Source organism: Pseudomonas sp. (assembly GCF_002796985.1).
Taxonomy (GTDB): Bacteria; Pseudomonadota; Gammaproteobacteria; order Pseudomonadales; family Pseudomonadaceae; genus Pseudomonas.
The window spans coordinates 107,910-132,869 of the sequence record NZ_PEKX01000023.1; the positions used below are offsets into that span (position 1 = coordinate 107,910).

Genomic DNA, 24,960 nt, shown 5'->3' on the forward strand with positions numbered 1-24,960 from the left:
TGCCCATGCCCCGCCTGCTTGCCCTCTCCTGCCTCAGCCTCGCGCTCGGCCTGGTGCCCACGGCCTTCGCCGCCACCGCCTACGTGTCCAACGAGAAGGACAACAATCTCAGCATCATCGACCTGGACACCCTGACCGTCACCGGCACCATCGACACCGGCAAGCGCCCGCGCGGGCTGGCGCTGTCCCACGACAACAAGCTGCTGTACATCTGCGCGAGCGACTCGGACACCGTGCAGGTGCTCGACCTCGCCACCCGCAAGATCGTCAAACAACTGCCCTCCGGCGCCGACCCCGAGCAGTTCGCCCTGCACCCCAATGACCGCTGGCTGTACGTCTCCAACGAGGACGATGCGCTGGTCACGGTGGTCGACACCCAGACCGCCCAGGTGCTCGGGCAGATCGACGTCGGCGTCGAACCCGAAGGCATGGCGGTAAGCCCGGATGGCAAGTGGGCGGTGAACACCAGCGAGACCACCAACATGCTGCACTGGATCGACACCTCGACCCAGAAGCTGGTGGACAGCACCCTGGTCGACCAGCGCCCACGCCACGCCGAGTTCACCCATGACGGTTCGCAGGTCTGGGTCTCGGCGGAGATCGGCGGCACCGTCAGCGTGGTCGACACCGCCAGCCGCCAGATCCTCAAGACCCTGCGCTTCGCCATCCAGGGCGTGCACCCGGACAAGGTGCAGCCGGTGGGCGTGCAGCTGACCAACGACGGCAAGCTGGCCTTCGTCGCCCTCGGCCCGGCCAACCACGTGGCCGTGGTGGATGCCAAGACTTTCGAGGTGCTCGACTACCTGCTGGTGGGCCGCCGCGTCTGGCACCTGGCTTTCACCCCGAACGAGAAGACCCTGCTCGCCACCAACGGCATCAGCGGCGATGTGTCGGTGATCGATGTCGACTCGCGCAATGTCACCAAATCGATCAAGGTCGGCCGCTATCCCTGGGGCGTGGTGGTGACGCCATGAATGCGCTGACGGTGCAGAACCTGAGCTTCGCCTACGGCCCGCGCCGCGCCCTCGACGGCCTGGAGTTCGAGCTGCCCGCCGGGCGCTTTACCGCCCTGCTGGGCCCCAATGGCGCCGGCAAATCCACCCTGGTCGCCCTGCTCACCCGCCTGTACGACCTGCAGCAGGGCGAGATCGAAGTGCTCGGTTGCAGTCTGGGCCGCCAGCCGCGCCTGGCCCTGCGCGAGCTGGGCGTGGTGTTCCAGCAGAGCACCCTGGACCTTGACCTGAGCGTGGAGCAGAACCTGCGCTACCACGCCGCCCTGCACGGCCTGCCGCGCAGCATGGCCAACGAGCGGATCGACGCCGAACTGGCCCGCCAGCAGTTGCAGGAGCGCCGCCGCGACAAGGTCCGCGCGCTCAATGGCGGGCACCGCCGCCGGGTCGAGATCGCCCGCGCCCTGCTGCATCGCCCGCGCCTGCTGCTGCTCGACGAAGCCAGCGTCGGCCTCGACCCGGCGGCGCGCCAGGCACTCAACGAACACGTACGCCGGCTGTGCCGCGAGGACGATCTCGCGGTGCTCTGGACCACCCATCTGCTCGATGAGGTGCGCAGCGACGACGCGCTGCTGGTGCTCGATCGCGGCCGCCTGGTCGCCCGTGGCGAGGCGCGGGACATCTGCGCGCCCGACGCCGGCAACCTGGAACGCACCTTCGACCGCCTGACCCGCCTGGAGGCCTGCGCATGAGTGCCCTGGAAAACCCGCGCTTCGGCCCCACCGCCTACTGGCAGTGCCTGCGCGGCATCGTCGTGCGCGAATGGCTGCGCTTCGTCCTGCAGCGCTCGCGCTTCCTCAGCGCGCTGGTGCGGCCTCTGCTCTGGCTGCTGGTGTTCGCCGCCGGCTTCCGCGCCGCGCTGGGCATCTCGATCATCGAGCCGTACGACACCTACGTCACCTACGAGACCTACATCGTGCCGGGGCTGTGCTGCATGATCCTGCTGTTCAACGGCATGCAGGGCTCGCTGTCGATGGTCTACGACCGCGAGATGGGCAGCATGCGCGTGCTGCTGACCAGCCCGCTGCCGCGCGCGTTCCTGCTCGCCAGCAAGCTGCTGGCTACCGCGCTGGTGTCGCTGTTGCAGGTCTACGCCTTCCTGCTGATTGCCTGGCTCTATGGCGTGCAGCCGCCGCCCATCGGGCTGATAGCTGCGCTGCCGGCGTTGCTGCTGGCCGCCCTGCTGCTGGGTGCGCTGGGGCTGCTGCTGTCCAACGGCATCCGCCAGCTGGAGAACTTCGCCGGGGTGATGAACTTCGTCATCTTCCCGCTGTTCTTCCTCTCCTCGGCGCTCTACCCGCTCTGGAAGATGCGCGAGGCCAGCCAGTGGCTGTACTGGCTGTGCGCGCTGAACCCGTTCAGCCACGCGGTGGAGCTGGTGCGCTTCGCCCTCTACGAGCGCTTCAACCCGCTGGCGGCGTGCGTCTGCCTGGGTCTGACGCTGCTCTTCGCCGGCCTTGCCGTGCTGACCTTCAACCCGCAGCACGCTGCCCTGCGCAAGGGCTGAAACCTACTACTTTGGTACCGGTTCGCCCCTCCGGACGTCGAATTTCCAAAGCCGCACAAGCGGCATCTAATGGCCATTACAAGAAGAACTATAGAGATACCGCCATGCCTCGCCTTGCTCCTGCCCTGCCCGGCTGCCTGGCCGCGTGCCTGTTCAGCCTGACCCTCGCGCTGCCGACCGCGCAGGCCGACGATGCGCCGCTGTTTTCCGCCGACGGCTATCGCCAGGGCCAGTACCGCAGCCCGACACCCGCCGCCGCCGACCACGCCACCACCCTCGACACCCCTGCCCTGCAGGCGCTGCTCAAGCGTGAACCGCAGACCCGGCTGGTAGACGTGTACCGCCGCACCTTCCTCAACGGCCAGTTCGTCGAGGATGAAAAACACCGCAACCTGCCCGGCAGCCTCTGGTTGGCCAATGTCGGCACCGGCACGCTGGAGCCGCCGTGGCAGGCCTATTTCGAGAGCAATCTCACCCGCCTCACCGAGGGCAATGTCCAGCGCCCGCTGGTGTTCTACTGCCGCTCCGACTGCTGGATGAGCTGGAACGCCATCCGCCGCGCCCATGCGCTGGGCTACGCCAGCCTCTACTGGTACCGTGACGGTATCGACGCCTGGGAACAGGCAGGACTGCCCCTGCAGGACGCCCAACCGCAACCGCTCAAGTGACCTCCGGCGCCTTGCCGCTCGCCACCCATAACGACAACAACGAGGTGTAGGCCATGTACAAGATTCTGATCGCCGACGATCACCCGCTGTTCCGCGAGGCCATCCACAACGTCATCGCCGACGGCTTCCCCGGCAGCGAAGTGATGGAAACCGCCGACCTCGACAGCGCCCTGGGCCTGACCCAGGAACACGACGACCTCGACCTGATCCTGCTCGACCTGAACATGCCCGGCATGCATGGCCTGAATGGCCTGATGAGCCTGCGCAACGAAGCCCCGACCATCCCGGTGGTGATCGTCTCCGCCGAGCAGGACAAGCAGGTCGTGCTGCAGGCCATCACCTACGGCGCCGTGGGCTTCATCACCAAGTCGTCGCCGCGCGTGCAGATGACCGAGGCCATCGAGCAGATTCTCAACGGCAACGTCTACCTGCCCTCGGACATCATCCGCACGCAGAAATCCTCGCCGCGCCGCAGCGGCCATGAGGAACACAGCATCCCGCCGGAACTGCTGCAGGCGCTGACCCGCAAGCAACTGCTGGTGCTGGAGCGGATGACCAAGGGCGAATCCAACAAACAGATCGCCTACCACCTGGAAATCGCCGAAACCACGGTGAAGGCGCACGTCTCCGCGATCCTGCGCAAGCTCAAGGTGCACAACCGCGTGCAGGCCATCCTCTGCGCGAGCGATATCGACTTCACGGCCTATCTGCGTCGCTGAACCAGGCGTGCCGCTGAAACCCTCCGTGCTGCCGAGACCGCTACCGGGAACCACTCGATGCCCTCCACCCGCACCCTGAGCCTCACCGGCCTGGCGATGATCGCCTTCGCCGGCAACTCCATCCTCTGCCGCCTGGCCCTCAAGGCCACCAGCATCGATGCGGTGAGCTTCACTGGCATCCGCATCTTCGCCGGCGCATTCATGCTCGGCCTGCTGCTGAAGCTGCGCCGCCGCGCGGCCAGCGAAGGCGGCAACTGGCGCGCGGCGGCGGCGCTGTTCGTCTATGCCGCAGCCTTCTCCTACGCCTACGTGCAACTGGACGCCGGCACCGGCGCGCTGCTGCTGTTCGGTGCGGTGCAGGTGACCATGATCCTGGTCGGCCTGCTGCGCGGCGAAAGCCTGCGCGGGCAGGCCCTGGTTGGCTTCCTGCTGGCCCTGGGCGGGCTGCTGGTCCAGTTGCTGCCGAGCGCCAGCGCTCCGCCGCTGGCGGGTGCGCTGCTGATGCTGCTGTCGGGCGTGGCGTGGGGGCTGTACTCGCTGCTCGGGCGCAAGGGCAGCGATCCGCTGGCGATCAGCACCGGCAATTTCGTCCGGGCCATTGCCTTTGCGGCGCTGCTGGCGGCGTTCTTCCACTCCGACCTGCGGGTGGACACGCTGGGCATCGTTTACGCCGTGCTGTCCGGCGCGGTGGCCTCGGGGATCGGCTATGCGATCTGGTACAGCGCGCTGCCGGGCCTGTCGGCCATCCAGGGCGCTTCGGTGCAACTGAGCGTGCCGATCCTCGCCGCGCTTTCCGGCGCGGTGCTGCTGGGTGAAGCCATCAGCCTGCGCCTGGCGCTGGTGTCGCTGGCGGTGCTGGGCGGTATCGCCCTGATCCTGCTGGCCAAGGTGCGTGCGCCCGTCGCCCAGCGCGCCTGACCTTGTCTTGCTTTTCGTAGGACCGAGGGGGACGCCCAGTCCTTGCTCGCGAACAGACTCCGCTGCGGGGCCAGGTTCGCGAGCAAGCTCGCTCCTACACGTCATTCGATAGATCGGCGCAGTCAACTCTTTCCCTTCAGATCCGTAGCGCGGACAACCACTCGCGGTCGTACCCGGTTTGCCTCTGCATGCCGCTAGCGCCTAGGTTGATCCCGGAGCTCGATGGAGCGGCAGTCGAACGTTATCCGCCCTACGGGGGCATCCGGAAGCACATCAGTAGGATGGCGTGGAGCGCAGCGATACCCATCAATCGGGTACGAGTACCGCATGAGTATCGCCTGGACGCCACCCATCCTACGCAGAGTTCATCCTGAAGACGGGGTGCTGGTCTCGATGCGAAACAACGTGCGATGCCTGTTCAATGCGCGCCATCGATCAGATGGCACAGCGCCGTCTTCAGCTTCATCGGCCGCACCGGTTTGTGCATCAGCGTGTGCCCCAGCTCACGCACCTGCTGCTTCAGCTCGTTGCTGTAGTTGGCGGTGATCATCAGCGCCGGCAGCGGCGTGCCGCGACGGGCGTTGATCGAGGCAACCGCATCGACCCCGTTCAGCCCGTCGTCAAGGTGGTAATCAACGATCAGCAGGTCCGACTCGGCGTGGAAGTTGTCCACCTGCCGCGCCAGGTCTTCCTCCGACAGCGCCGTCACCACCCGGCAACCCCAGGTTTCCAGCAGCGTGCGCATGCCGGCGCAGATCGAGGCGTCGTTATCCAGCACCCACACGCGGGAACCGCGCAGACGCTCCAGCAGGTCGTCGGCAGTGCGTTCCGGCTCCGGCGCGCTGCGCGCTACGCGACGCGCCAGGGGCACTTCGATGGCGAAGCGCGAACCTTTGCCCGGCACCGACACCACCTGAATACGATGGCCGAGCATGCGCGCGATCTTCTCGACGATGGCCAGGCCCAGGCCCAGCCCGCGATCCTGATGGAAGCGCTGCACATCGCCGCGCTTGAACTCCTGGAATATCTCGCCGAGCTTGTCGGCGGCGATGCCCACGCCAGTGTCCCAGACCTCGATCCACAGGCTGTGCCGGCGGCGTCGGCAGCCCAGCAGCACGCGGCCGGAAGGCGTGTAGCGGATGGCGTTGGTCAGCAGGTTGCGCAGGATGCGCGCCAGCAGCTGGATATCGCTGCGCACCTGCGCGCCGCAGGGCACGAAGTCCAGTGCCAGGCCTTCGCTGGCGGCCACCTGGCTGTACTCGGCGGCCAGGTTGCCGAGCAGTTCGCTGACGTCGAAGGCGGCAATGTCCGGCTTGATCACCCCGGCATCCAGCTTGGAGATGTCCACCAGGGTGCCGAGCAGCGTTTCCACGTCCTCCAGCGACTGGCTGATGTTGCGCACCAGCGCTTCACCGCTGCGCTCCTGCAGCGCGCTGGTGAACAGCCGCGCGGCGTTCAGCGGTTGCAGCAGGTCGTGGCTGACGGCGGCGAGGAACTTCGTCTTCGACAGGTTGGCCTGCTCCGCCTCGCGCTTGGCCTCACGCAGGCGCCCCTCGACCTGGCTGCGCTCGTCGATCTCGCGTTTGAGCTGGTCGTTCAGGCTGGTCAGTTCGGCGGTGCGTTCGCGCACTCGCTGTTCGAGGTTCTGGTAGGCCTGGTGCAGTGCCTCGGCGGTGCGGCGGCGCTCGGTGATGTCGCGGATCAGCACGAACAGCCCGCTCACCGTGCCGTCGGCCTGGCGGTTGGGCACGTACGAGCGCTGCATGTAGCGCTCCTGCCCGGCCAGGTTGGTCTCGGCAATCTCGAAGGTGACGCTCTCGCCGGACAGGGCGCGCTCGAAGTACGGTTCCAGGCGTTGGCAATGGTCCTCGCTGTGAACCTCGCGCAGGTTGCGCCCGAGCATCGAGCCGCTCGGCCAGCGGTACCACTCCTCGTAGACCTTGTTGGTGAAGTCGTAGTCGAGGTCGGCAGTCAGGTAGGCGATCAGCGCCGGCACCTGGTCGGTGATCAGGCGAATCCAGCGTTCGCTTTCGCGCAGCGCCTCGGCATGCCGGTAGCGCTCGGTGATGTCGGTGAAGGTGTTGACGAAGCCACCGGTAGGCAGCGCGTGGGTGCGGATTTCCAGCATGCGGCCGTCGAACAGGCGTTGCTCGATCACTCCTTCCGCCTCGCCCTTGTGCGGCCGGCTGCGCGGGGTCAGCAGCGGCAGTTCGCTGTCGGCCATGACCTCGGCAAACGGCCGGTGCGCCTCGATCGGTGCCAGCCCGCAGAGTTCCAGGAAACGCCGGTTCCACAACTCCAGCGCGCCATCGGCGCCGACCATCGCCACACCCTGGGACAGGTTGTCCACGGCGCGCTGCAACAGGTAGGACTTCTGCGCCACCGCCTGCTCGCGGCGGGCCATTTCACTCTGTTTGATCTCGGTGATGTCGCTGTACAGCACCACCAGCCCGCCGTCGCGGGTCGGTCGTTCGGTGACTCGCACCCAGCGGTCGTTGCGCAGGCGATAAAGGGTGTGTTCATCGTCGCTGCTGCGTTGCTCCTCGACGATCAGCCCGCTGCTTTGCGCCAGCCGGCGCACCTCGGCGAGCCGAGTTCCCGCGCCGACGCGGGCGCGGGTCTGCGCCCAGAACGCGCGGAAGCGCTCGTTGTAGAGGACGATGCGCTGCTGCGGGTCGAACAGCACGAAGGCGTCGGAGATGCTCTCGATGGCGTCCAGCAGGTACTGGTGCGCAGTCTCGGCGCGCAGGCGGGCGTCGCTGAGCAACTGGTTGCTGGACTTGAGCTCGACCATCGCCTCGCTCAGCGCATCGGTGCGCTCGCGCACCTGCTCGGCCAACACCACCGAATGCTGGAAGGCGCCGTAGGCGTTGTCGCCGCGCGAGGTGGCCGATTCGACACGCTCGATCAGCGCCGCGTTGATCCGCTGCAGCTTGTGGTTGTCGCGCTCCAGCTCGTCGATGCGAGCCCGCAGCTCAGCGTCCGGCGTTGCCCCGAGGACGGCCAATGGCGACACCGGTGAAGGTCTGGTTGATGTGCATGCCATTGAACTGCTCTCCGTAGGTGTTGAAGCCAATCACTTGCTGGCTTCGGAGAAACTCGGCAGTGGGCTCGGTATTGCCGGCCACTTCCAGCTCCAGGCGACGCAGGAAGCAATCGCAACCGATGGTCAGCAGCGGCGGGCCGAGGCGTTCGTGCAGGCGCTGGAACTGCGCCTGCAACCCCGGCAGCAACGGGCCGGTACGCATGGCAGTGAGGACGATGCCGTTCTCCACCGCGCAGTAGAAAGTCAGGCTGAGGTCGTCGTTGACCTGCTGGATCGAGCGCACGTAGTACTGGTCACGCACCCGCACGGCCAGCGGGTGCGCCGGGAACAGCGAGAAGTCCAGCTGCTCCAGCGGCACCCCGACCAGCCGGGCGAACTCCAGCGCAGCCGGCTCGGCATTGAGTTCCAGCACGCGACGGCTGTCGCTGTCGGCGCGGGTGACCACCAGCTTCTCCTCGCTGGGCAGTACGTGGTGGGTGGTGAACACCTCGAAATCCAGCCAGGTGTTGAACAGCACCACCACCGCCGCGCCGGTGTGGAACTGGCCCTGGTAGTAGACGTGGGTGTGGGTCAGGTGGTTATCGTCGCCGGCCGAGCCGCCGAAATGCGGGATGGCGCCCAGCGCGGCACTGAGCGCGGCGAGCACCACTTCCTCGCGGCTGGAAAGGCCGTCGAGCAGTGTCAGGGCGAAACTGTGGTCCTTGATCGGCGCCAGCCCGGCGCTGCGGCAGTCCGCCACCAGCGACTCGACCATCTGCTGCGCGTCGATCAGGCTGAAGCGCTCCATCTCGTCCACCAGCGCGCAGGAGACGGCGAAGCTGCGCAGGTCGAAACCCACGGCGGTGACGCAGCCACGGCCATAGCCCTGCGGGGTGATTTCCCCGGCGGTGGTGCAGCCGGCCAGGTCGATGCCACCGAAGTACTGCTCCAGCGCGGCGGCGAGCGCCGGCAGGTCGTACTCGGCAGAGCAGAAGAACAGCACGAAGCCGAGATGGGGGTGGATCAGCTGGCGCGCCAGGTCCTGGGCGACGGCCTCGACGTCGCGGGCGCTGGACATGCCGCGAACGACTCCTTGTGTTTCGTGCATGGCGTACGCCCAGTCAGGATATCGACGCTGGCATTCTACGAAGCGGCTGGGGCGCGCCCCATGCTACTTGGGTCGCGGCGGGGCTATCCGAAAGTAGCGGGATCGACTGTAAGAGCGGACTCCGTCCGCGATGCTTTTGAGATTCGTGTTTATGCGCCGCTTCGGCGTACTCGGGGACATTTTGTTTCGCCCCCTCGGGCGAGTTCCTTTTGTCAAACGACACAAAAGGAACCAAAAAGTCTTGCCCCTACATCCGGTTTTTCGCTTGGAGCGAAAAATACCCTCGTTGAATCGCAGTTTCAGGGGCACGCCGCGAAGGGCCATCCCTGGCCCATCGCGGCTCTCGCGGCATCCATGCCGCTCAACCCCTGAAACTCCAATTCAACGAGGCCTCCTGAAAGGGGCACTCCGGAGCGTGCGGGTAACTCTCTGGAAGACATCAAAAGCCACAACCAAGCGCAACGGTTGCCCCGCAGGAGGAACGTAGGGCGCATAACCCGGAACGGGTTATTCGCCGATTGCCGCGCCGGCGGATAACGCTGGCGCGTTATCCGCCCTACGGTACAAGGGGCGTCCCGCACGGTTCGCGAGCAAGCTCGCTCCTACATCAGCCCATCGGCCAGAACAGCAGCGTCAGCACCAGCATCCCGGCATAGAACCCCGTCTCCACCGTCTCCGTCCACGGCTGAATCCGCCGCAGCGCCCCATAGACATGGACGACGATCATGAGCCCCGCCACCGCCGCCAGCACCTCGAAGGTGGTCACCAGTGCCTCGCCGGTCAACGCAGCGCGCAGCATCAGGGCTTCGACGATGAGGATGAACGCTCCCAGGCAACGCCCGAAGTACACCGCGAGATCAGTGTGCTCCGGCAACTGCCACTGCATCACCCGCGCCCACCACAACGGCACCAGGAAGATGGGCAAGGCAAACACCAGGGTGGTGGCGATGGACAGAACCAGCAGGTAACTCTGCGCGTGCGCGCTCCATATTCCGATCATGGCAAACCTTCCTTGATGTGAAGAAAAAAGACGGGCGACACACCGTGCCGACCCGCCGAAATGGAGCCAAAGGAGTTGGGGGATTTACCAGTTGAGGACCGCGCCCACCGCGAAGGTGTCGGTGTCCTCGCTGACCGTGGAGCCCTTGCGGCCGTCGATCTCGTAGACGTTGTATTCGGCCACCAGCTTCAGGTTGTCGTTGATGGTGCGGAAGTAGGCGATGCCCTGGGTGGAGTAGTCCGCCGCGCTGCCCAGGCCGTTGCCGTCGTCGCGGGTCTCGCCGGTGGACAGCGCCACGCGGTTCTTGCCCCAGCTGTAGGAGCCCTGCAGCAGCACGCCACGGCTGTCCACCTCACGCAGTGCGGCTTCGCCGGCGTTGTTGGTGAAGAACGGGTTGATGCCTTTGGCAGTGAAGCCCGAGCCGGTCAGCGAGAAACCGCCCATCTTCGCCTGGAGGCCGTAGCCCAGGCCCTTGGAGGTCACGCTGTCGACTTCGTCGTTGGTGTTCTTCGAGGTCTGGTAGGCGCCGTTGACCCAGCTGTAGATCTTCGCGCCACCCACATCGAACTGGTAGCTGATCTCGCTCTCGTAGCGCGGATTGTCCTGGTACGCCTTGTCGTCCAGGCCGTCGCTGGCGTCCTTGTCGATCTGGTTGGTGTCGATCGGGTCCATGATGCCGACGGCGACGTGCAGGCCCTCCACCAGGTTGTTGTTGCGGTAGGTGATCTGCGAGGTCGGGAACGGGTACGGATAGCCGGTGCCGATGTTGCCGAAGGACACGCCCTTGCCGTCCACCAGGCCGAGGGTGTCGCTGGCGTTGCCGAAGCCGGCGAGCAGTTCGTCGAGGAAGATGTTGGAGCGCGAGAACAGGCCGAAGTCCTTGCCGATCAGCACCTCGCCCCAGTCGCCGGCGACGTTGCCGTAGAACTGGCGGACGTCGATGGCGGTGTCGGTGCCGTCCTGCTCGCTGTCGTTGATGGTCACCCAGAACGAGGAGCGCCCGGTGAGAGTCAGGTCGTCGATCTTCTTGCCGAAGTTGAAGCCGATGTAGTTGGGCAGGAAGCCCATCTTCACCCGCGACTGGCGGCGGTCGTAGGTTTCGCCGTTACGGTCGACATCGCTGTTCACATAGAAGGCGTTGAAATAGCCATCGGTGGAAAAGGTGGTGTCGTCCTTGTCGTACAGGGTGATATCGGCGCAAGCCGGGCCAGCCAGCGTGGCCAGTGCCAGCGGCAGCAACTGGCGGCGGACGGCGATCTTGTTCTTGTTCATGGCGCTCTCCGGGTGGGGGATCGACTGCGGGTCAGTCGTGTCGGAGGCGATTATCGAAACGCTGCAGGGTGCGCCATACGCTGCTTTGGCGCTGCTTCAGCAGGCCTTGCGGGCGTCTCGCGGAAGCGCTGCGCAAGGCGCTGCGACTGCCGCGACCTAGGGCGCGCGGCGATGGTCGCGGGTAGTCGCGACCGCCGGACCACTACCTCGGATCAGGTCTGGCGACCTAAGGCAAAAGTCGACCCGGGCACCGTCTTGCGGACGGTACCCTCGGTCGAAAGAAGGAGGTTCAGGCGTGACTGAGCAGCAGCCAGTGCCCACCCTGGGCTGACATCAGTGCCGAATGCGCGGCACGCAACTCGGTGGCGCAGAGGTTGCCCAGGGCCTGGGCCATGGACTCGCGATGAGCCGCTGCGACACCGGCCAACTGGTCGCTCCAGGCCTGCTGCAGACGTTCCGCAAAGTCTCCCGGCGGCCGCGCCAACTCGGCGGCCAGCGGCGCGCGCAGGCTGTCGATGCGCTGAGGGTCGATGCGCAGCAGCGCTTCGCCCTGGCGGTAAAGGAAGCTATCCACCTCGGCCTGCAGCTCCACCGCCGACAACAGCGGCGACTGCACGGCGAAAAGGATGCCGCGCCGCATGCCGACCTGGCGGAAACCGCAATACAGCGCATAGGCCAACTGCCGCTCGCCGCGCAGCCAGTGGAAGAAGGCCGGTTCCAGCACACGGGCCAGCAAGCGCCATGCGGCTTCGTCAGACGCCGAGCAGGATGCCAGCGGGCAGAACAGCAGCAGCGCTGCTTCACCAGGGATTTCCAGCGCCTGGCGGTGACGGCCAGCGGGACCGCTACGGGGCGGTAGCGCACTCGTGGTCGTGTGGCCGGCCAGTATGTCCGGCAACTCGGCGCCCTCGCTCAGGGCATCCCAATGTGCGGCGGACCAGTCCGGCGGCGCTTCGCCGTCGCAGGCCAGTATCTGCGGCAGCAGATCGAGCAACTGGCGGATCGGCATTTCCCCCTCGCGGCGCCGGCGTTCGGCGGCGAGCAGGCGTGCGCCCTGTTCCAGCACGGTGTCGGGCGGACTCTGCAGTGCGTGGATCGCAGCTTCGGCCAGTTCGGTGAGGTGGGCTTTCGCCCCGGACAGCAACAGCGCCCAGTCACCGTCCACGACCTCCAGACGCAACGTGGCGCCTTCGTGCCGTGCCGCACCGGCCAACGGTCGCAAGGTTTGTCGGGCGCAAAGGAATGCTGCTCGGCCCGGTGCCTGCGGGAAACGCCAGCGCAGGTAAAGGGCAACGGGCTCGGCTTCCGCGAGCGCTTGCGTCGGCGTGAAGGACCACGGCTCACCTCGGAGCGGTTCGATGCTGCGCTGCGAGCTGCGGGCGACATCGAGGATGAAGCCGGCCGAAGTCAGGGATTCGCCAATCACCGACTCGCAGGCGAACAGTCGGGTCATCCGTGGCGTCACCAGCTGGGTGAGCCATGCCGACGGATTGGCGCTTTCCGCACGGCGTTGCAGCTGTTCCAGAACGCCGGATGGTTCATCGACCGGGGCGGCGGCGAGGATATCCGCCGGCAATTTGCACAGCGCTTCCAGCCAGGAGAGGAAGGCCGATTCCACAAGATCGGCGGTGGTGGCTTCGGCCAGTTCGAAATCGAAACGCAGCAACGCCTGGCCGTTGGCAAAGCGGCTCAGGCGCGCACGAGCGCTGTCGGCCAGGCCGTTCTGCCCCAGGCAGGCCAGCAGCGATCCGGGCGCCTCGTCGGCGAGCCAGCCCTGCATCTGTTCCAGCAGCGCACCGCCCTCACTCGCCACGCCCTTCAGGGCGAAGGCGAGCACCAGTCGCGGCGCACCGGGCAGGCGCAGCTTCAGCTCCTGACCGGCCAGCGGCAGGAGGGATTCGTCGCTGGCGGACTCAGCCAGCGCGCCCACCGGGAACGCAGCGGCTTCGCGCTCAGCCAGTGCTGCCAGCTCTTCCAGCGATTGCGGCCCCTGCACCCAGAGTTCCAGCGCCGCGCCAGCCTGGCAGGCGCGGATGAAGTCGCGCAGCGCCTTCTGGAACTCGGAGCTCTCCACTTTCAGGGTGTCGCGCCGACCGGCCACGAAGCGCCCCAGCGGGTGCCCCGGCGCCACCGCCAGCGCCAGAGCGGCGTCGATCAGCGTATCGGCATCGCGGCCACGGGCGAGGAACTCGGCTTCCAGCACTTCGCGCTCGGCGACCTGCACCGCTTCATCCAGATGCGGCCGCGCGAGCATGTCCACCAGCCGCGCCAGCCCATCACCCAGGGCGTCGGCCGGCACCTCGAAGAAGTAGTCGGTCTGCCGCGCGCGGGTGCTGGCATTGACCCGCCCGCCACGGGCCTGCACCCAGGGCATCAGCCGCTCGCCCTCGACGAAGCGTTCGCCACAGAGGAACAGCAGGTGCTCGATGAAATGCGCAAGGCCCGGGAAGGCTTCCGGCTCGTCGTGGCTGCCACGGGCGATGCGCAACAGCGCGGCGGCGCGGCTGGCGCCCGGGGCGTGAACGACAGTGGCGCGCAGGCCATTGGCGAGGGTCAGGGTCTTGGCGTGAAGGCTGTTCATCGGCATTCGGTCCGGTCCATGGCCGCCACCATCGCCGAAGCCATGGCAAAGGGAAATACGGCTTTGGCAGTAACGAATCGCCGGCATTGGCTCGCGCCACTGAGCCGGCTACCATTTCCGGCTCCACTCCACCCTCGGAACTCTCTTGTAAGGAGCACGCTCGCCATGGGCACCGCCCTGCTGATCATCGACGTCCAGTCCGACCTGTGTACCGGCGACTACGCCTGCTTCGACATCGACAACGTGCTGCAGCGCATCAATGGCCTGAGTCGCGCGGCGCGTGAGGCCGGCGTGCCGGTGGTGCTGGTGCAGCACGAGGACGATGACCTGCAGTATGGCAGCGCCGGCTGGCAGCTGGAAACGCGACTGCTCACCGCCCCTGCGGACCTCAAGGTGCGCAAGATCACCCCGGACTCCTTCCTGCGCACTGACCTGGCCGACCTGCTGCAATCGCGCGGCATCGACCATCTGGTGGTCTGCGGCCTGCAGAGCGACTACTGCGTCGACACCACCACCCGCCGTGCCCTGGCCCAGGGTTACTCGGTGACGCTGGTGGGCGATGCCCATTCCACCGTCGACAACGCCGTGCTCAGCGCCGCACAGATCACCGCACACCACAACGCCGTGCTGGGCAGCATCAGCAGTTTCGGCAAGCGCGCGAAGGTCGTCCCGGCCGTCGACGTGCGCTTCTGAATTCCGTCAGGAGAGCGCCATGAACTTCGACTGGAACGACATCCCGATCCTCCTCGCCCTCGCCCGCCATGGCAGCATGAGCGCCGCCGGGCGTGCGTTGGGCGTCGACCCCTCGACCATGAGCCGGCGTCTGGTGGCGGCGGAAAGCGCGTTGCAGACCCGCCTGTTCATCCGTGACAACTCGGGCTACCAGGCCACCGACGCCGGCGCGGCCTTCCTCGGCTATGCCGAGCGCATCCTCGGCGACGTGCAGAGCATGCTGCTGGAGACACGCAACGAAGCCAGCGCCATCAGCGGCTCGGTGCGCATCACCGCGGTGGACTTCCTGTTCAGCCACTGGCTGGTGCAACACATGCCGCAGATGGCGCGCACCTATCCCAACCTGCAATTGCAGCTGATTCCGGCGAACCGCGCGCTGTCCTTCACCCGCCGCGAAGCCGACTTCGCCCTGCGCCTGGCGCGCCCGGCGGAGGATGCCGCGCTGGTGATGCGCAAGGTCGCCGACATCGGCTTCGCCATCTACGCCGCCACACCCTTCGCCCAGGTACCACCTGAACACTGGCCGCAGCAGCCCTGGCTGGGCTACGGCGAAGACCTGGATGACACGCCGGAAATGTGCTGGCTGCGCCGCTTCGTCCCGGATGCCAATTTCGCCCTGCGCGCGAGCAGCGTGACCACGCTGATCCATGCCTGCGAAAGCGGCCTGGGCATGGCGCTGCTGCCCTGCTTCCTCGGCGAGCGCGAGGGGCTGGTGCGCCTTTCCGGCGCGGCGGTCGTGCGGGAAATCTGGCTGCTTGCACACCGCGATGCCGGCCGCATCGGCCGCTTCCAGGCGGTCAACGACTGGCTGCGCGAAGTGTTCGACCAGGACGCCGCACAGCTCAGCGGCGAACATCTCGACGGGCGCGCGCTCGGTGCGGTGGAAGTCAGCCGGGGCTAGGTCAGGACAAGACAGAGCCAGCATAAGAACGAGCTGGCAAGAAAAAGCCCGGATGTCTCGCGACATCCGGGCTTTTTGCCGTCGGGGCCGAATGCGTGGTTACGGCTGGACCGGTGGCAGGTACTGCAGGGTGGTGCCCAGCGCCCAGAGCAGGAACAGCACCAGTGGGATGTGCGCGAGCAGCTGGACGAAGCTGAAGCCGATCAGGTCGCGGGCCTTCAGGCCCAGCACGCCCAGCAGCGGCAGCATGTAGAACGGGTTGATCAGGTTCGGCAGCGCCTCGGCGGCGTTGTAGATCTGCACTGCCCAGCCCAGGTGGTACTGCAGGTCGTTGGCCACCTGCATCACGTACGGCGCCTCGATAATCCACTTGCCGCCGCCGGAGGGGATGAAGAAGCCCAACACCGCCGAGTACACGCCCATCAGCAGCGCGTAGGTGTCGTGGGAGGCGATCTGCACGAAGAAGGTGGAAATGTGGTGGGCGATGGTGGAACCGTCGCCGCCCTTCACGGTGGTCAGGATCGCCGCGATGGAGCCGTACAGCGGGAACTGGATCAGTACCCCGGTGGTGGTCGGCACGGCGCGCGCCACGGCGTCGAGGAAGTTGCGCGGGCGCCAGTGCAGCAGCGCGCCAACCATGATGAACAGCAGGTTGTAGGTGTTCAGCCCGGAGATCGCGGTGATTGCCGGCTTGGTGCTGAACTCGTGGACCAGCCAGCCAGCGGCCAGGGCTACCAGCATCAGGATCAGCAGCGGGCTGTGCTCCAGCCATTCACCAGGGCGGGTCGCCTTCGGCGCGCTCGGCGGGGTGAAGCTGACGTCCACGCCGCAGGCCTTGGCGTCACGGGCGCTGGCGGCGCCGGGAGCGGTCATGTAGGCGATGACCAGCGACACCAGCACCAGGGCCAGCAGCATCACGCCGGACTGCCAGAGGAAGATGGTCTCGGTGAACGGGATGACGCCGGTGATCGCCAGGATCGACGGCGGCAGGCTGGCCGGGTTGGCCTGCAATTGCGCAGCGGACGACGACAGGCCCAGCGCCCAGACCGCGCCGAGGCCCAGGTAAGCAGCAGCGCCGGCGGCACGGTAGTCCATCTTCAGGTCTTCGCGGCGTGCCAGGGCGCGCACCAGCAGGCCACCGAACACCAGCGACAGGCCCCAGTTGAGCAGCGACGCCACCATGGAGATCACGGCGACCCAGGCCACCGCCGAGCGGCCGTTCTTCGGCACGCGGGCGAACAGATCGATGAGTTTCGACGCCGGGCCGGAGCTGGCGACGACATAGCCGCCGATGACCACGAAGGCCATCTGCATGGTGAACGGTATCAGGCTCCAGAAGCCGTCACCGAAGGCCTTGGCGGTTTCGGTGGCCGGCGCGCCGATGGCCAGGGCAGCGACGCTGACGATCAGCACCGCGAGTGCGGCAAAGACCCAGGAGTCGGGGAACCAGCGTTCGGCCCAGTTCGAACAGGCCATGGCGAAGCGCGCCGAGCGGCTGTCCTGGAGGGCTGTGCCGGAGTTGTGCACGTGGGAATTCATAAAGGTCTACCTCGTTGTTCTTGTAATGGTTCATCGTCGGACGGGGCTTGTGGCAATACCCGTCCTGGAATGAAAAACCGCCCGGCCTGCGTGGGGCCGAGCGGTGACGCAAGGGTTGGCCGACGCCGAGATCCTTTCGAAGCCCAGCGCCGGCCAACTGCGGCGGGATGCCGTCTGTCGGTGTGCCCACCGTCCATCCCGCCTGCCTGACCGGCATGGGTACATGCCGGTCGGTGCTCGCCAATCGAGCGTTACTCAGTCCCGGACGAGGGCCATCGCAACACCCTGACCGCCACCGATGCACAGGGTCGCCAGACCCTTCTTCGCATCGCGGCGGAGCATTTCATGGAGCAGCGTCACCAGCACGCGGCAACCCGAGGCACCGATGGGGTGGCCGAGGGCGACGGCGCCGCCGTTGACGTTGACCTTCTCGGCGTTCCAGCCCAGCTCCTTGCCGACCGACAGGGCCTGCGCAGCGAAGGCTTCGTTGGCCTCGATCAGCTCGACGTCGTCGAGGCTCCAGCCGGCCTTTTCCAGGCAGCTGCGGGTCGCGGTCACCGGGGCGATGCCCATGATCGACGGGTCGACGCCACTGCTCGCGTAGGCTTGGATGCGCGCCAGAACCGGGAGGTTCAGACTGCGTGCGCGCTCGGCGCTCATCAGCAGCACGGCAGCAGCGCCATCGTTGAGGGTGGAGGCGTTGCCGGCGGTGACGGTGCCGTCCTTCTTGAAGGCAGGCTTGAGCTTGCCCAGCGACTCGGCGGTGGTGCCGGCGCGCGGCTGCTCGTCGGTGTCGAAGGACAGCGGGTCGCCCTTGCGCTGGGGAATCAGCACCGGGGTGATCTCGTCCTTGAAGCGCCCGGCCTCGATGGCCGAGGCGGCTTTCAGCTGGGACTGCGCGGAGAAGGCGTCCTGCGCCTCACGGCTGATGCCGAACTTCTGGGCCAGGTTCTCGGCGGTGATGCCCATGTGATAGTCGTTGAAGGCGTCGATCAGGCCATCGCGCAGCAGGGTGTCCTGCAACTCGGCGTGGCCCATGCGCAGGCCGGTACGGGCCTTGGGCAGCACGTAGGGCGCGAGGCTCATGCTCTCCTGGCCGCCAGCGATGATGGTGTCGGCATCACCGCAACGGATCGCCTGGACGCCGAGAAACAACGCCTTCAGGCCCGAGCCACAGAGCTTGTTGATGGTCATCGACGGCACTTCCACCGGCAGGCCGGCGCCGATGGCGGCCTGGCGCGCGGGGTTCTGCCCGGCGCCGGCGGTGAGCACCTGGCCGAGGATGACTTCGTCGATCTGATCGGGCTTCACGCCGCTGCGTTCGAGCAGCGAGCGGATGACCAGGCTGCCCAGTTCATGGGCGGGAATGTTCGCCAGGCTGCCCTGGAAGGCGCCGATGGCGGTACGGGTGGCGGCAACAATGACTACGTCTTGCATCTGGGACTCCGAAGCAGGCTTTAGCTCTTTGTAGGAGCGAGCTTGCTCGCGAACGCTCTTGTCCCGAAGTCCGGGCGGGTTCGCGAGCAAGCTCGCTCCTACAAAGGATCAAAGGATCAAAGGATCAAAGGATCAAAGGATCAGGGGATCAGGGGATCAGAAGGTCATTTCCTTCACATCGTCCGGCACGATCAGGCGGCCGGCGGTCTTCTCGGCGATCTCTTCGACGCTTACGCCCGGCGCGGTCTCGCGCAGGATGAAGGCGCCATCTTCGATCTCCAGGTAGGCCAGGTCGGTCAGTACCTTGCGGATGCAGCCGGCGCCGGTCAGCGGCAGCGAGCACTTGTCCAGCAGCTTGGATTCGCCGTCCTTCGACGCGTGGGTCATGGTGACGATGATGTTGTCCGCGCCGGCCACCAGGTCCATGGCGCCGCCCATGCCTTTCACCAGCTTGCCGGGGATCATCCAGGAGGCGATGTTGCCCTGCACGTCCACCTCGAAGGCACCGAGCACGGTGAGGTCGACGTGGCCGCCACGGATCATCGCGAAGGATTCGGCGGAGGAGAAAATCGACGCACCCTTCACGGCGGTCACGGTCTGCTTGCCGGCGTTGATCATGTCGGCGTCGACTGTGTCTTCGGTGGGGAACGCGCCCATGCCGAGTAGGCCGTTCTCCGATTGCAGCATCACGTCCATGCCCTCGGGCACGTAGTTGGCGACCAGGGTCGGGATGCCGATGCCCAGGTTCACGTAGAAGCCGTCCTGCAGCTCGCGCGCCACGCGCTGAGCCATCTGTTCGCGGGTCAATGCCATCTTCTTGTCTCTCTTGTCCGGTGGGCTCAGGAACGCACGGTGCGTTTTTCAATACGCTTTTCGAAGGTTCCCTGGATGATGCGGTCGACGTAGATGCCGGGGGTGTGGATCTGGGTCGGGTCCAGTTCACCCGGCTCGACGATCTCCTCCACCTCGACGACCGTGATGCGGCCTGCGGTGGCGACTACCGGATTGAAGTTCTGCGCGGTGTGGCGATAGATGACGTTGCCGTAGTGGTCGGCCTTCCAGCCTTTGACGATGGCGAAGTCGCCGGTGATGGCACGCTCCATCACGTAGTGGCGGCCGTCGAACTCGCGCACTTCCTTGCCATCGGCGACCGGGGTGCCGTAGCCGGTGGCGGTGAAGAAGGCCGGGATGCCGGCGCCGCCGGCACGGAGTTTTTCCGCCAGGGTGCCCTGCGGGGTCAGTTCGACCTCCAGTTCACCAGACAGCAGCTGCTGCTCGAACAGCGCGTTCTCGCCGACGTAGGACGCAATCATCTTGCGGATCTGGCGGTCCTCCAGCAGCACGCCGAGGCCGAAGCCGTCGATGCCGCAGTTGTTGGAGACCACGGTCAGGCCCTTCACGCCCAGCTTGCGGATGTGTGCGATGAGGTTTTCCGGGATGCCGCAGATGCCGAAACCGCCCGCCAGTACCGTCATGTCGTCGGTGAGCCCGGCGAGGGCTTCCTCGTAACTGCCTACACGCTTGTCGAGTCCTGCCATGGTGCTGCTGCCTCTTGTATTTGGAATGTCCGACTCATGGGTCGGAGAGCGTTCTCAGCTTCACTGCTGGGTACTGATTTGTTAAGTTTGTTTTTCCAATTGATTAATCCGTTTTTCTTATCAATAAGAGCCAAGTCACCATGACAGTGAAGCAGTTGCGCGCCTTCCTCACCGTCGCCCAGACCCTCAGCTTCGCCCAGGCCTGCGAGCGCCTGCACCTGTCGCAACCGGCACTGAGCCTGGCGATCAAGAGCCTGGAGGAATCCCTCGGCGGCCAGTTGCTGGTGCGCACCACCCGCAGCGTGGCGCTCACGCCGGAGGGCGAAACGCTGCTGCCCCTGGCGCGCCGCCTGCTGGCGGACTGGGACAACGCCGAGGAGCTGATGCGCCAGCACTTCACCCTGCAGCTGGGCAAGGTGTCCATCGCCGCCATGCCCTCCTTCGCCGGCAACCTGCTACCCGCCGTGCTGCGCATCTTCCGCGACCACCATCCGAAGGTGAACGTGGCGGTGCACGACGTGATCAACGAGCAGGTGCTGGAGATGGTGCGCAACCATCGCGTTGAGCTAGGCATTGCCCTGGAACCAGACAGCCTCGATGGCCTGAGTTTCACGCCCTTCTACACCGACCGCTTTATCGCAGTCTTGCCAGCGGACTCGCCACTGGCGAGCGAAGCGAAAATCACCTGGGAGCAGTTGCTGGAAGATCACTTCATCACCCTGCAACGCCCGTCGGCCGTGCGTCTGCTGCTGGAAGACCGGCTACAGGGGCGACTGCCGGTGGCATTCGAAAGCCACCAGTTGGTGACCGTGGGCCGGATGGTGGCCGAAGGGCTCGGTGTCAGCGCCGTGCCACGCCTGTGCCGGCAGCAGATGGAGGAGCTGGGGGCACGCTGCGTGGCGCTCGAAGAACCGCGCATCGAGCGCCGGGTTGGGCTGTTCTGCCTGGCGGAGCACAAGCTCTCCAGCGCCGCGCAGGCGCTGAGCGATGTGCTGGTGAACAGGACGGATTGGGCGGGGATGGAAAAGTAACTGTAGGAGCGAGCTTGCTCGCGAACCACCCAAACTGCGGAGCTGTTCGCGAGCAAGCTCGCTCCTACGAAATGCTCTCTCCCTGAAGGTAACTCGCTCGGCCCGCCCCCCTCTCCCTAACCCTCTCCCTGAAGGGAGAGGGTTAGGGAGAGGGTGCGCCCGAGCACCAAAGCCTCAGACAGTCAAACCTCTCCGCCCATCCGCAAACTCACCTCCCGCGCCATCTCCAGCAGGCTCCGAGCCCCCTCTCCCTGAGGCTCGGCAGCAAAGCTCGCCTGCGACCCGACCACGGTAACCACCCCCGCCAGTTCCCGGCCAGCCTTGAACAGCGGCACCGACAGCGCATTCACCCCCGGCATCAGCAGGCCGTGGATCGCGTGCAGGCCTTCGCTGCGAATGCCCTCCAGCACTGCCGGGTCCGCGCCCTCCTCCAACCCGCTCTTGTAGGCCGCGAACACCAGCCCGGTGGACGAGCCGTGCAGCGGCAGCACCGAGCCGACCTGCGTCACCAGCGTGACCATGCCCTGCGCCGGCTCGACCTGCACCACGGTGGGCCCGTGGCTGCCCCAGATGGCGAGGAAGCAGGTCTGCCCCAGCGCATCGCGCAACTCGGCCAGCGCCGGGCTGGCAACCTTCACCACGTCCAGCCGGCGAATCGCCGCCAGGCCGACATACAACGCCTCGCGCCCCAGGCCGTAATGGCTGGTCAGCGGGTCCTGCTCGGCGAAGCCGCTGGCGATCAGCGCCTGCAGGTAGCGGTGGACCTTGGCCGCCGGCATGTCCAGGTACTCAGCCAGGCGCTTGAGCGAGGTGCTCGGCGCGAGGTCCGCCAGGGCCTTGAGGATTTCGGTTCCAACCTCGGCGGACTGCACCTTCTTGCCCTTCGTCGGCCCTGCGTCATCCATGGTCTTCAATTAAAGGAACTCCCAGACGGGCTTGACGGCCCGTCGACACGAAATTACGTTAATCGTAATTGAATTACGATAACAAGAGTGGAGCCACCATGACCGCCTCCCCTGCCTACCAATCCGGGTTCGGCAACGAGTTCGCCAGCGAGGCCCTGCCGGGCGCCCTGCCCACAGGCATGAACTCGCCGCAGCGGGTGCCGTTCGGCCTCTATGCCGAGCAGTTCTCCGGCACCGCCTTCACCGTCCCGCGCAGCGAGGCCCGGCGCACCTGGCTGTACCGCATCCGGCCTTCCGCCGCGCACCCGCGCTTCGAGCGCCTGGAGCGGCAGATCACCGGCACCGCCCTCGGCCCGGTCACGCCCAACCGCCTGCGCTGGAACAGCTTCGCAACGCCCGAGGAGCCTACCGACTTCGTCGACGGCCTGCTATGCATGGCCGCCAACGCCGAGGCGCAGGCCTGCAGCGGCGTCAGCCTGTACGCCTACCGCGCCAACATCTCCATGCGCCGGGTGTTCTTCAATGCCGATGGCGAGCTGCTGATCGTGCCCCAGGCCGGCCGCCTGCGCCTGGTCACCGAACTGGGCGTGCTGGAGCTGGAGCCGCTGGAGATCGCCGTGATCCCACGCGGCATGCGCCTGCGCGTCGAGTTGCTGGATGCTGAAGCCAACGGCTATGTGGCGGAGAACCACGGCGCCGCCCTGCGCCTGCCCGACCTCGGCCCCATCGGCAGCAACGGCCTGGCCAATCCGCGCGACTTCCTCACCCCGGTGGCGCACTACGAGGACGTGGAAGCCCCGGTGCAACTGGTGCAGAAGTTCCTCGGCGAACTCTGGGCAGCCCCGCTCGACCACTCGCCGCTGGACGTGGTCGCCTGGCACGGCAACAACGTGCCGTACAAGTACGATCTGCGCCGCTTCAACACCCTCGGGTCGATCAGCTACGACCACCCGGACCCGTCGATCTTCACCGTGCTGACCTCGCCCAGCGACACCCACGGCATGGCCAACCTGGACTTCGTGATCTTCCCGCCGCGCTGGATGGTGGCCGAGAGCACCTTCCGTCCGCCATGGTTCCACCGCAACCTGATGAACGAATTCATGGGCCTGATCCAGGGCGTGTACGACGCCAAGGCCGACGGTTTCGTCCCCGGTGGCGCCTCGCTGCACAACTGCATGAGCGCCCACGGCCCGGACAACGCGACCACCGTGCAGGCGATCGCTGCCGACCTCAAACCCCACAAGATCGACAAGACCATGGCCTTCATGTTCGAGACCGGCCGCGTGCTGCGCCCCAGCCGCTTCGCCCTCGACTGCCCGCAGTTGCAGCCTGACTACGACAGCTGCTGGAGCGGCATGCAGAAGACCTTCGACCCTTCCCAGGAGCAGTAACATGAGCGCCGCCCACACCCCCCAGAGCTGGATCGAATCGGCCAACGGCCACCCGGACTTCCCCCTGCAGAACCTGCCGCTGGGCGTGTTCAGCCCGCCGGGCGACTCGCCCCGTGGCGGCGTCGCCATCGGCGACTACATCTTCGACCTGAAAACCGCCTGCGAGACCGACCTCTTCCACGGCGCCGCGCACCAGGCGGCGCTGGTGGCCAGCGGCGACAGCCTGAACGCCTTCTTCGCCGCAGGCCCCACCGCGCGTCGCACCCTGCGCGAGGCGCTGCTCCACCTGCTCAGCGAAGGCAGCAGCGAACAGAAGCGCATGGAGCACCTGGGTGCCGCGCTGCTCAAACCGCAGGCCGCGTGCCGCATGCACCTGCCGGCCAAGGTCGGCGACTACACCGACTTCTACGTCGGCATCCACCACGCGAAGAACGTCGGCAAGCTGTTCCGCCCGGACAACCCGCTGCTGCCCAACTACAAGTACGTGCCCATCGGTTACCACGGCCGCGCGTCCACCGTCGTGCCCTCCGGTACCGAAGTCCGCCGCCCCAATGGCCAGACCCTGCCCGCCGGCGTCGACGTGCCGGTGTTCGGCCCCTGCGCGCGGATGGACCTGGAGCTGGAACTGGGCATCTGGATCGGCCAGGGCAACGACCAGGGCAAGGCCATCCCGATCAACGCCGCCTCCGGCCACATCGCCGGCTTCTGCCTGCTCAACGACTGGTCCGCCCGCGACGTACAGGCCTGGGAATACCAACCGCTGGGCCCATTCCTGTCGAAAAGCTTCGCCACCACCGTGTCGCCCTGGGTGGTCACCGCCGAAGCGCTGGAGCCTTTCCGCGTCGCCCAGCCGGCCCGCCCGGAAGGCGATCCGCAGCCGCTGCCGTATCTGTACGACGAAGGCGACCAGCAGCGCGGCGCGCTGGACATCGAGCTGGAAGTCCTGCTGCACACCGCGCGTATGCGCCGCGAGCACCAGGGCCCGGAGCGCATCGCCCTGAGCAACACGCTGAACATGTACTGGACCGTCGCGCAAATGGTGGCGCACCACAGCGTCAACGGCTGCCGCCTGCAAGCGGGCGACCTGTTCGGCTCCGGCACCCTCTCCGGCGAAACCCCGGACAGCTTCGGCAGCCTGCTGGAGCTCACCGGTGGCGGCAAACAGCCGGTGGTGCTGGCCAACGGCGAAGAGCGGCGCTTCCTCGAAGACGGCGACGAGATCATCCTGCGCGCCCGTTGCCGCCGCGAGGGGCATGCGTCCATTGGCTTCGGCGAGTGCCGCGGGCGAATCCTCCCCGCCCACTAAGGCCGTCGCATAGTCCGTAGGGCACATAACGCGCCAGCGTTATCCGCCGAGCAACCGGCGGATAACCTGTTCCAGGTTATCCGCCCTACCCTGCACCTCATCCTACGGATCATTCCTCCCATACCCGCTGCGGACTGTCTCTCTGTAGGAGCGAGCTTGCTCGCGAACAGTCCGTAGGGCGGATAACGCGCCAACGTAATCCGCCGAGTAACCGGCGGATTACCTGTTCCAGGTTATGCGCCCTACCCCCATGCCACTCCGAGTAGGATGGCGTGGAGCGTAGCGATACCCATCAATGCCCTGCGCCATCAGCATGGGTATCGCTGCGTGTTCTGCCGGGAGACATAGGTAACGGTTGTCGGGGGACATGGG

At 66.5% G+C, this 24,960-nt stretch carries 21 protein-coding genes; 11 read left to right on the top strand and 10 right to left on the bottom strand.

Features of this window, described 5'->3' with window-relative positions:
* Positions 1-5 precede the first annotated feature (5 nt).
* The 6 genes from CTR55_RS26405 (at position 6) to CTR55_RS26430 (ending at position 4,822) form a co-directional block, all read left to right on the top strand.
* Entirely contained in the window at positions 6-974 is a 969-nt protein-coding gene (locus CTR55_RS26405; RefSeq protein ID WP_296290644.1) for a YVTN family beta-propeller repeat protein, read from the top strand.
* Positions 971-1,702, top strand: coding sequence for an ABC transporter ATP-binding protein (locus CTR55_RS26410; protein ID WP_296290645.1), 732 nt, complete (start codon positions 971-973; stop codon positions 1,700-1,702). The genes CTR55_RS26405 and CTR55_RS26410 overlap by 4 nt, the downstream gene beginning before the upstream one ends.
* Positions 1,699-2,517, top strand: coding sequence for an ABC transporter permease (locus CTR55_RS26415; protein WP_296290646.1), 819 nt, complete (start codon positions 1,699-1,701; stop codon positions 2,515-2,517). Before CTR55_RS26410 ends, CTR55_RS26415 begins: the two co-directional genes overlap by 4 nt.
* A 104-nt stretch (positions 2,518-2,621) precedes the next feature.
* A complete protein-coding gene (locus CTR55_RS26420; RefSeq protein ID WP_296290647.1) occupies positions 2,622-3,185 on the top strand; it encodes a PQQ-dependent catabolism-associated CXXCW motif protein in 564 nt (187 codons plus the stop codon).
* Positions 3,186-3,238: 53 nt separating this feature from the next.
* The gene (agmR, locus tag CTR55_RS26425; RefSeq protein ID WP_296290648.1) at positions 3,239-3,904 is read left to right on the top strand and encodes a response regulator AgmR; all 666 of its coding nucleotides are present in this window, start codon (positions 3,239-3,241) and stop codon (positions 3,902-3,904) included.
* A gap of 57 nt (positions 3,905-3,961) precedes the next feature.
* Positions 3,962-4,822, top strand: coding sequence for a DMT family transporter (locus CTR55_RS26430; protein WP_296290649.1), 861 nt, complete (start codon positions 3,962-3,964; stop codon positions 4,820-4,822).
* 418 nt (positions 4,823-5,240) lie between these two features.
* Here CTR55_RS26430 and nahK read toward each other — a convergent pair whose 3' ends face one another.
* The 5 genes from nahK to pqqF form a co-directional block, all read right to left on the bottom strand.
* Positions 5,241-7,868 carry a hybrid sensor histidine kinase/response regulator NahK/ErcS' gene (nahK, locus tag CTR55_RS26435; protein WP_296290650.1) on the bottom strand — a complete coding sequence of 876 codons (2,628 nt, stop codon included), beginning with the start codon at positions 7,866-7,868 and terminating at the stop codon, positions 5,241-5,243.
* A complete protein-coding gene (gene nosP, locus CTR55_RS26440; protein WP_296290651.1) occupies positions 7,798-8,955 on the bottom strand; it encodes a nitric oxide-sensing protein NosP in 1,158 nt (385 codons plus the stop codon). Before nosP ends, nahK begins: the two co-directional genes overlap by 71 nt.
* Positions 8,956-9,562: 607 nt before the next feature.
* Positions 9,563-9,955 (bottom strand): hypothetical protein, encoded by a 393-nt coding sequence (locus tag CTR55_RS26445; RefSeq protein ID WP_296290652.1) that lies wholly within the window; start codon positions 9,953-9,955, stop codon positions 9,563-9,565.
* Positions 9,956-10,039: 84 nt separating this feature from the next.
* A complete protein-coding gene (locus CTR55_RS26450; protein ID WP_296290653.1) occupies positions 10,040-11,227 on the bottom strand; it encodes a porin in 1,188 nt (395 codons plus the stop codon).
* Positions 11,228-11,516: 289 nt separating this feature from the next.
* On the bottom strand, positions 11,517-13,808 hold the full coding sequence (gene pqqF / locus CTR55_RS26455; RefSeq protein ID WP_296290654.1) for a pyrroloquinoline quinone biosynthesis protein PqqF: 2,292 nt from the start codon (positions 13,806-13,808) through the stop codon (positions 11,517-11,519).
* A gap of 165 nt (positions 13,809-13,973) precedes the next feature.
* On the opposite strand from pqqF, the gene CTR55_RS26460 reads away from it, so the two are divergent.
* Together CTR55_RS26460 and CTR55_RS26465 are read left to right on the top strand one after the other, a co-directional pair.
* Positions 13,974-14,501 carry a cysteine hydrolase family protein gene (locus CTR55_RS26460; RefSeq protein ID WP_296290655.1) on the top strand — a complete coding sequence of 176 codons (528 nt, stop codon included), beginning with the start codon at positions 13,974-13,976 and terminating at the stop codon, positions 14,499-14,501.
* A 19-nt stretch (positions 14,502-14,520) separates the two neighbouring features.
* Positions 14,521-15,441 carry a LysR family transcriptional regulator gene (locus CTR55_RS26465; protein ID WP_296290656.1) on the top strand — a complete coding sequence of 307 codons (921 nt, stop codon included), beginning with the start codon at positions 14,521-14,523 and terminating at the stop codon, positions 15,439-15,441.
* A 99-nt stretch (positions 15,442-15,540) separates the two neighbouring features.
* Here CTR55_RS26465 and CTR55_RS26470 read toward each other — a convergent pair whose 3' ends face one another.
* The 4 genes from CTR55_RS26470 to CTR55_RS26485 all read right to left on the bottom strand — a co-directional run bounded on the left by CTR55_RS26470 (position 15,541) and on the right by CTR55_RS26485 (position 19,955).
* Positions 15,541-16,980: a TIGR00366 family protein gene (locus tag CTR55_RS26470; protein WP_296290657.1), complete on the bottom strand. Its 1,440-nt coding sequence runs from the start codon at positions 16,978-16,980 to the stop codon at positions 15,541-15,543.
* Between the two features lie 255 nt (positions 16,981-17,235).
* Positions 17,236-18,417 carry an acetyl-CoA C-acetyltransferase gene (locus CTR55_RS26475; protein ID WP_296290658.1) on the bottom strand — a complete coding sequence of 394 codons (1,182 nt, stop codon included), beginning with the start codon at positions 18,415-18,417 and terminating at the stop codon, positions 17,236-17,238.
* Positions 18,418-18,573: 156 nt separating this feature from the next.
* Entirely contained in the window at positions 18,574-19,230 is a 657-nt protein-coding gene (locus CTR55_RS26480; RefSeq protein ID WP_296290659.1) for a CoA transferase subunit B, read from the bottom strand.
* 26 nt (positions 19,231-19,256) lie between these two features.
* Positions 19,257-19,955: a CoA transferase subunit A gene (locus tag CTR55_RS26485; protein ID WP_081519809.1), complete on the bottom strand. Its 699-nt coding sequence runs from the start codon at positions 19,953-19,955 to the stop codon at positions 19,257-19,259.
* A 140-nt stretch (positions 19,956-20,095) separates the two neighbouring features.
* Here CTR55_RS26485 and CTR55_RS26490 point away from each other — a divergent pair, with 140 nt between their 5' ends.
* On the top strand, positions 20,096-20,986 hold the full coding sequence (locus tag CTR55_RS26490) for a LysR family transcriptional regulator (protein WP_296290660.1): 891 nt from the start codon (positions 20,096-20,098) through the stop codon (positions 20,984-20,986).
* 182 nt (positions 20,987-21,168) lie between these two features.
* Here the strand turns inward: CTR55_RS26490 and CTR55_RS26495 are convergent, their stop codons facing one another.
* Entirely contained in the window at positions 21,169-21,891 is a 723-nt protein-coding gene (locus tag CTR55_RS26495; RefSeq protein WP_296291425.1) for an IclR family transcriptional regulator, read from the bottom strand.
* Between the two features lie 98 nt (positions 21,892-21,989).
* Here CTR55_RS26495 and hmgA point away from each other — a divergent pair, with 98 nt between their 5' ends.
* Together hmgA and fahA are read left to right on the top strand one after the other, a co-directional pair.
* On the top strand, positions 21,990-23,282 hold the full coding sequence (hmgA, locus tag CTR55_RS26500; RefSeq protein ID WP_296290661.1) for a homogentisate 1,2-dioxygenase: 1,293 nt from the start codon (positions 21,990-21,992) through the stop codon (positions 23,280-23,282).
* 1 nt (position 23,283) lies between these two features.
* Positions 23,284-24,588 carry a fumarylacetoacetase gene (fahA, locus tag CTR55_RS26505; RefSeq protein WP_296290662.1) on the top strand — a complete coding sequence of 435 codons (1,305 nt, stop codon included), beginning with the start codon at positions 23,284-23,286 and terminating at the stop codon, positions 24,586-24,588.
* Positions 24,589-24,960: the final 372 nt, after the last annotated feature.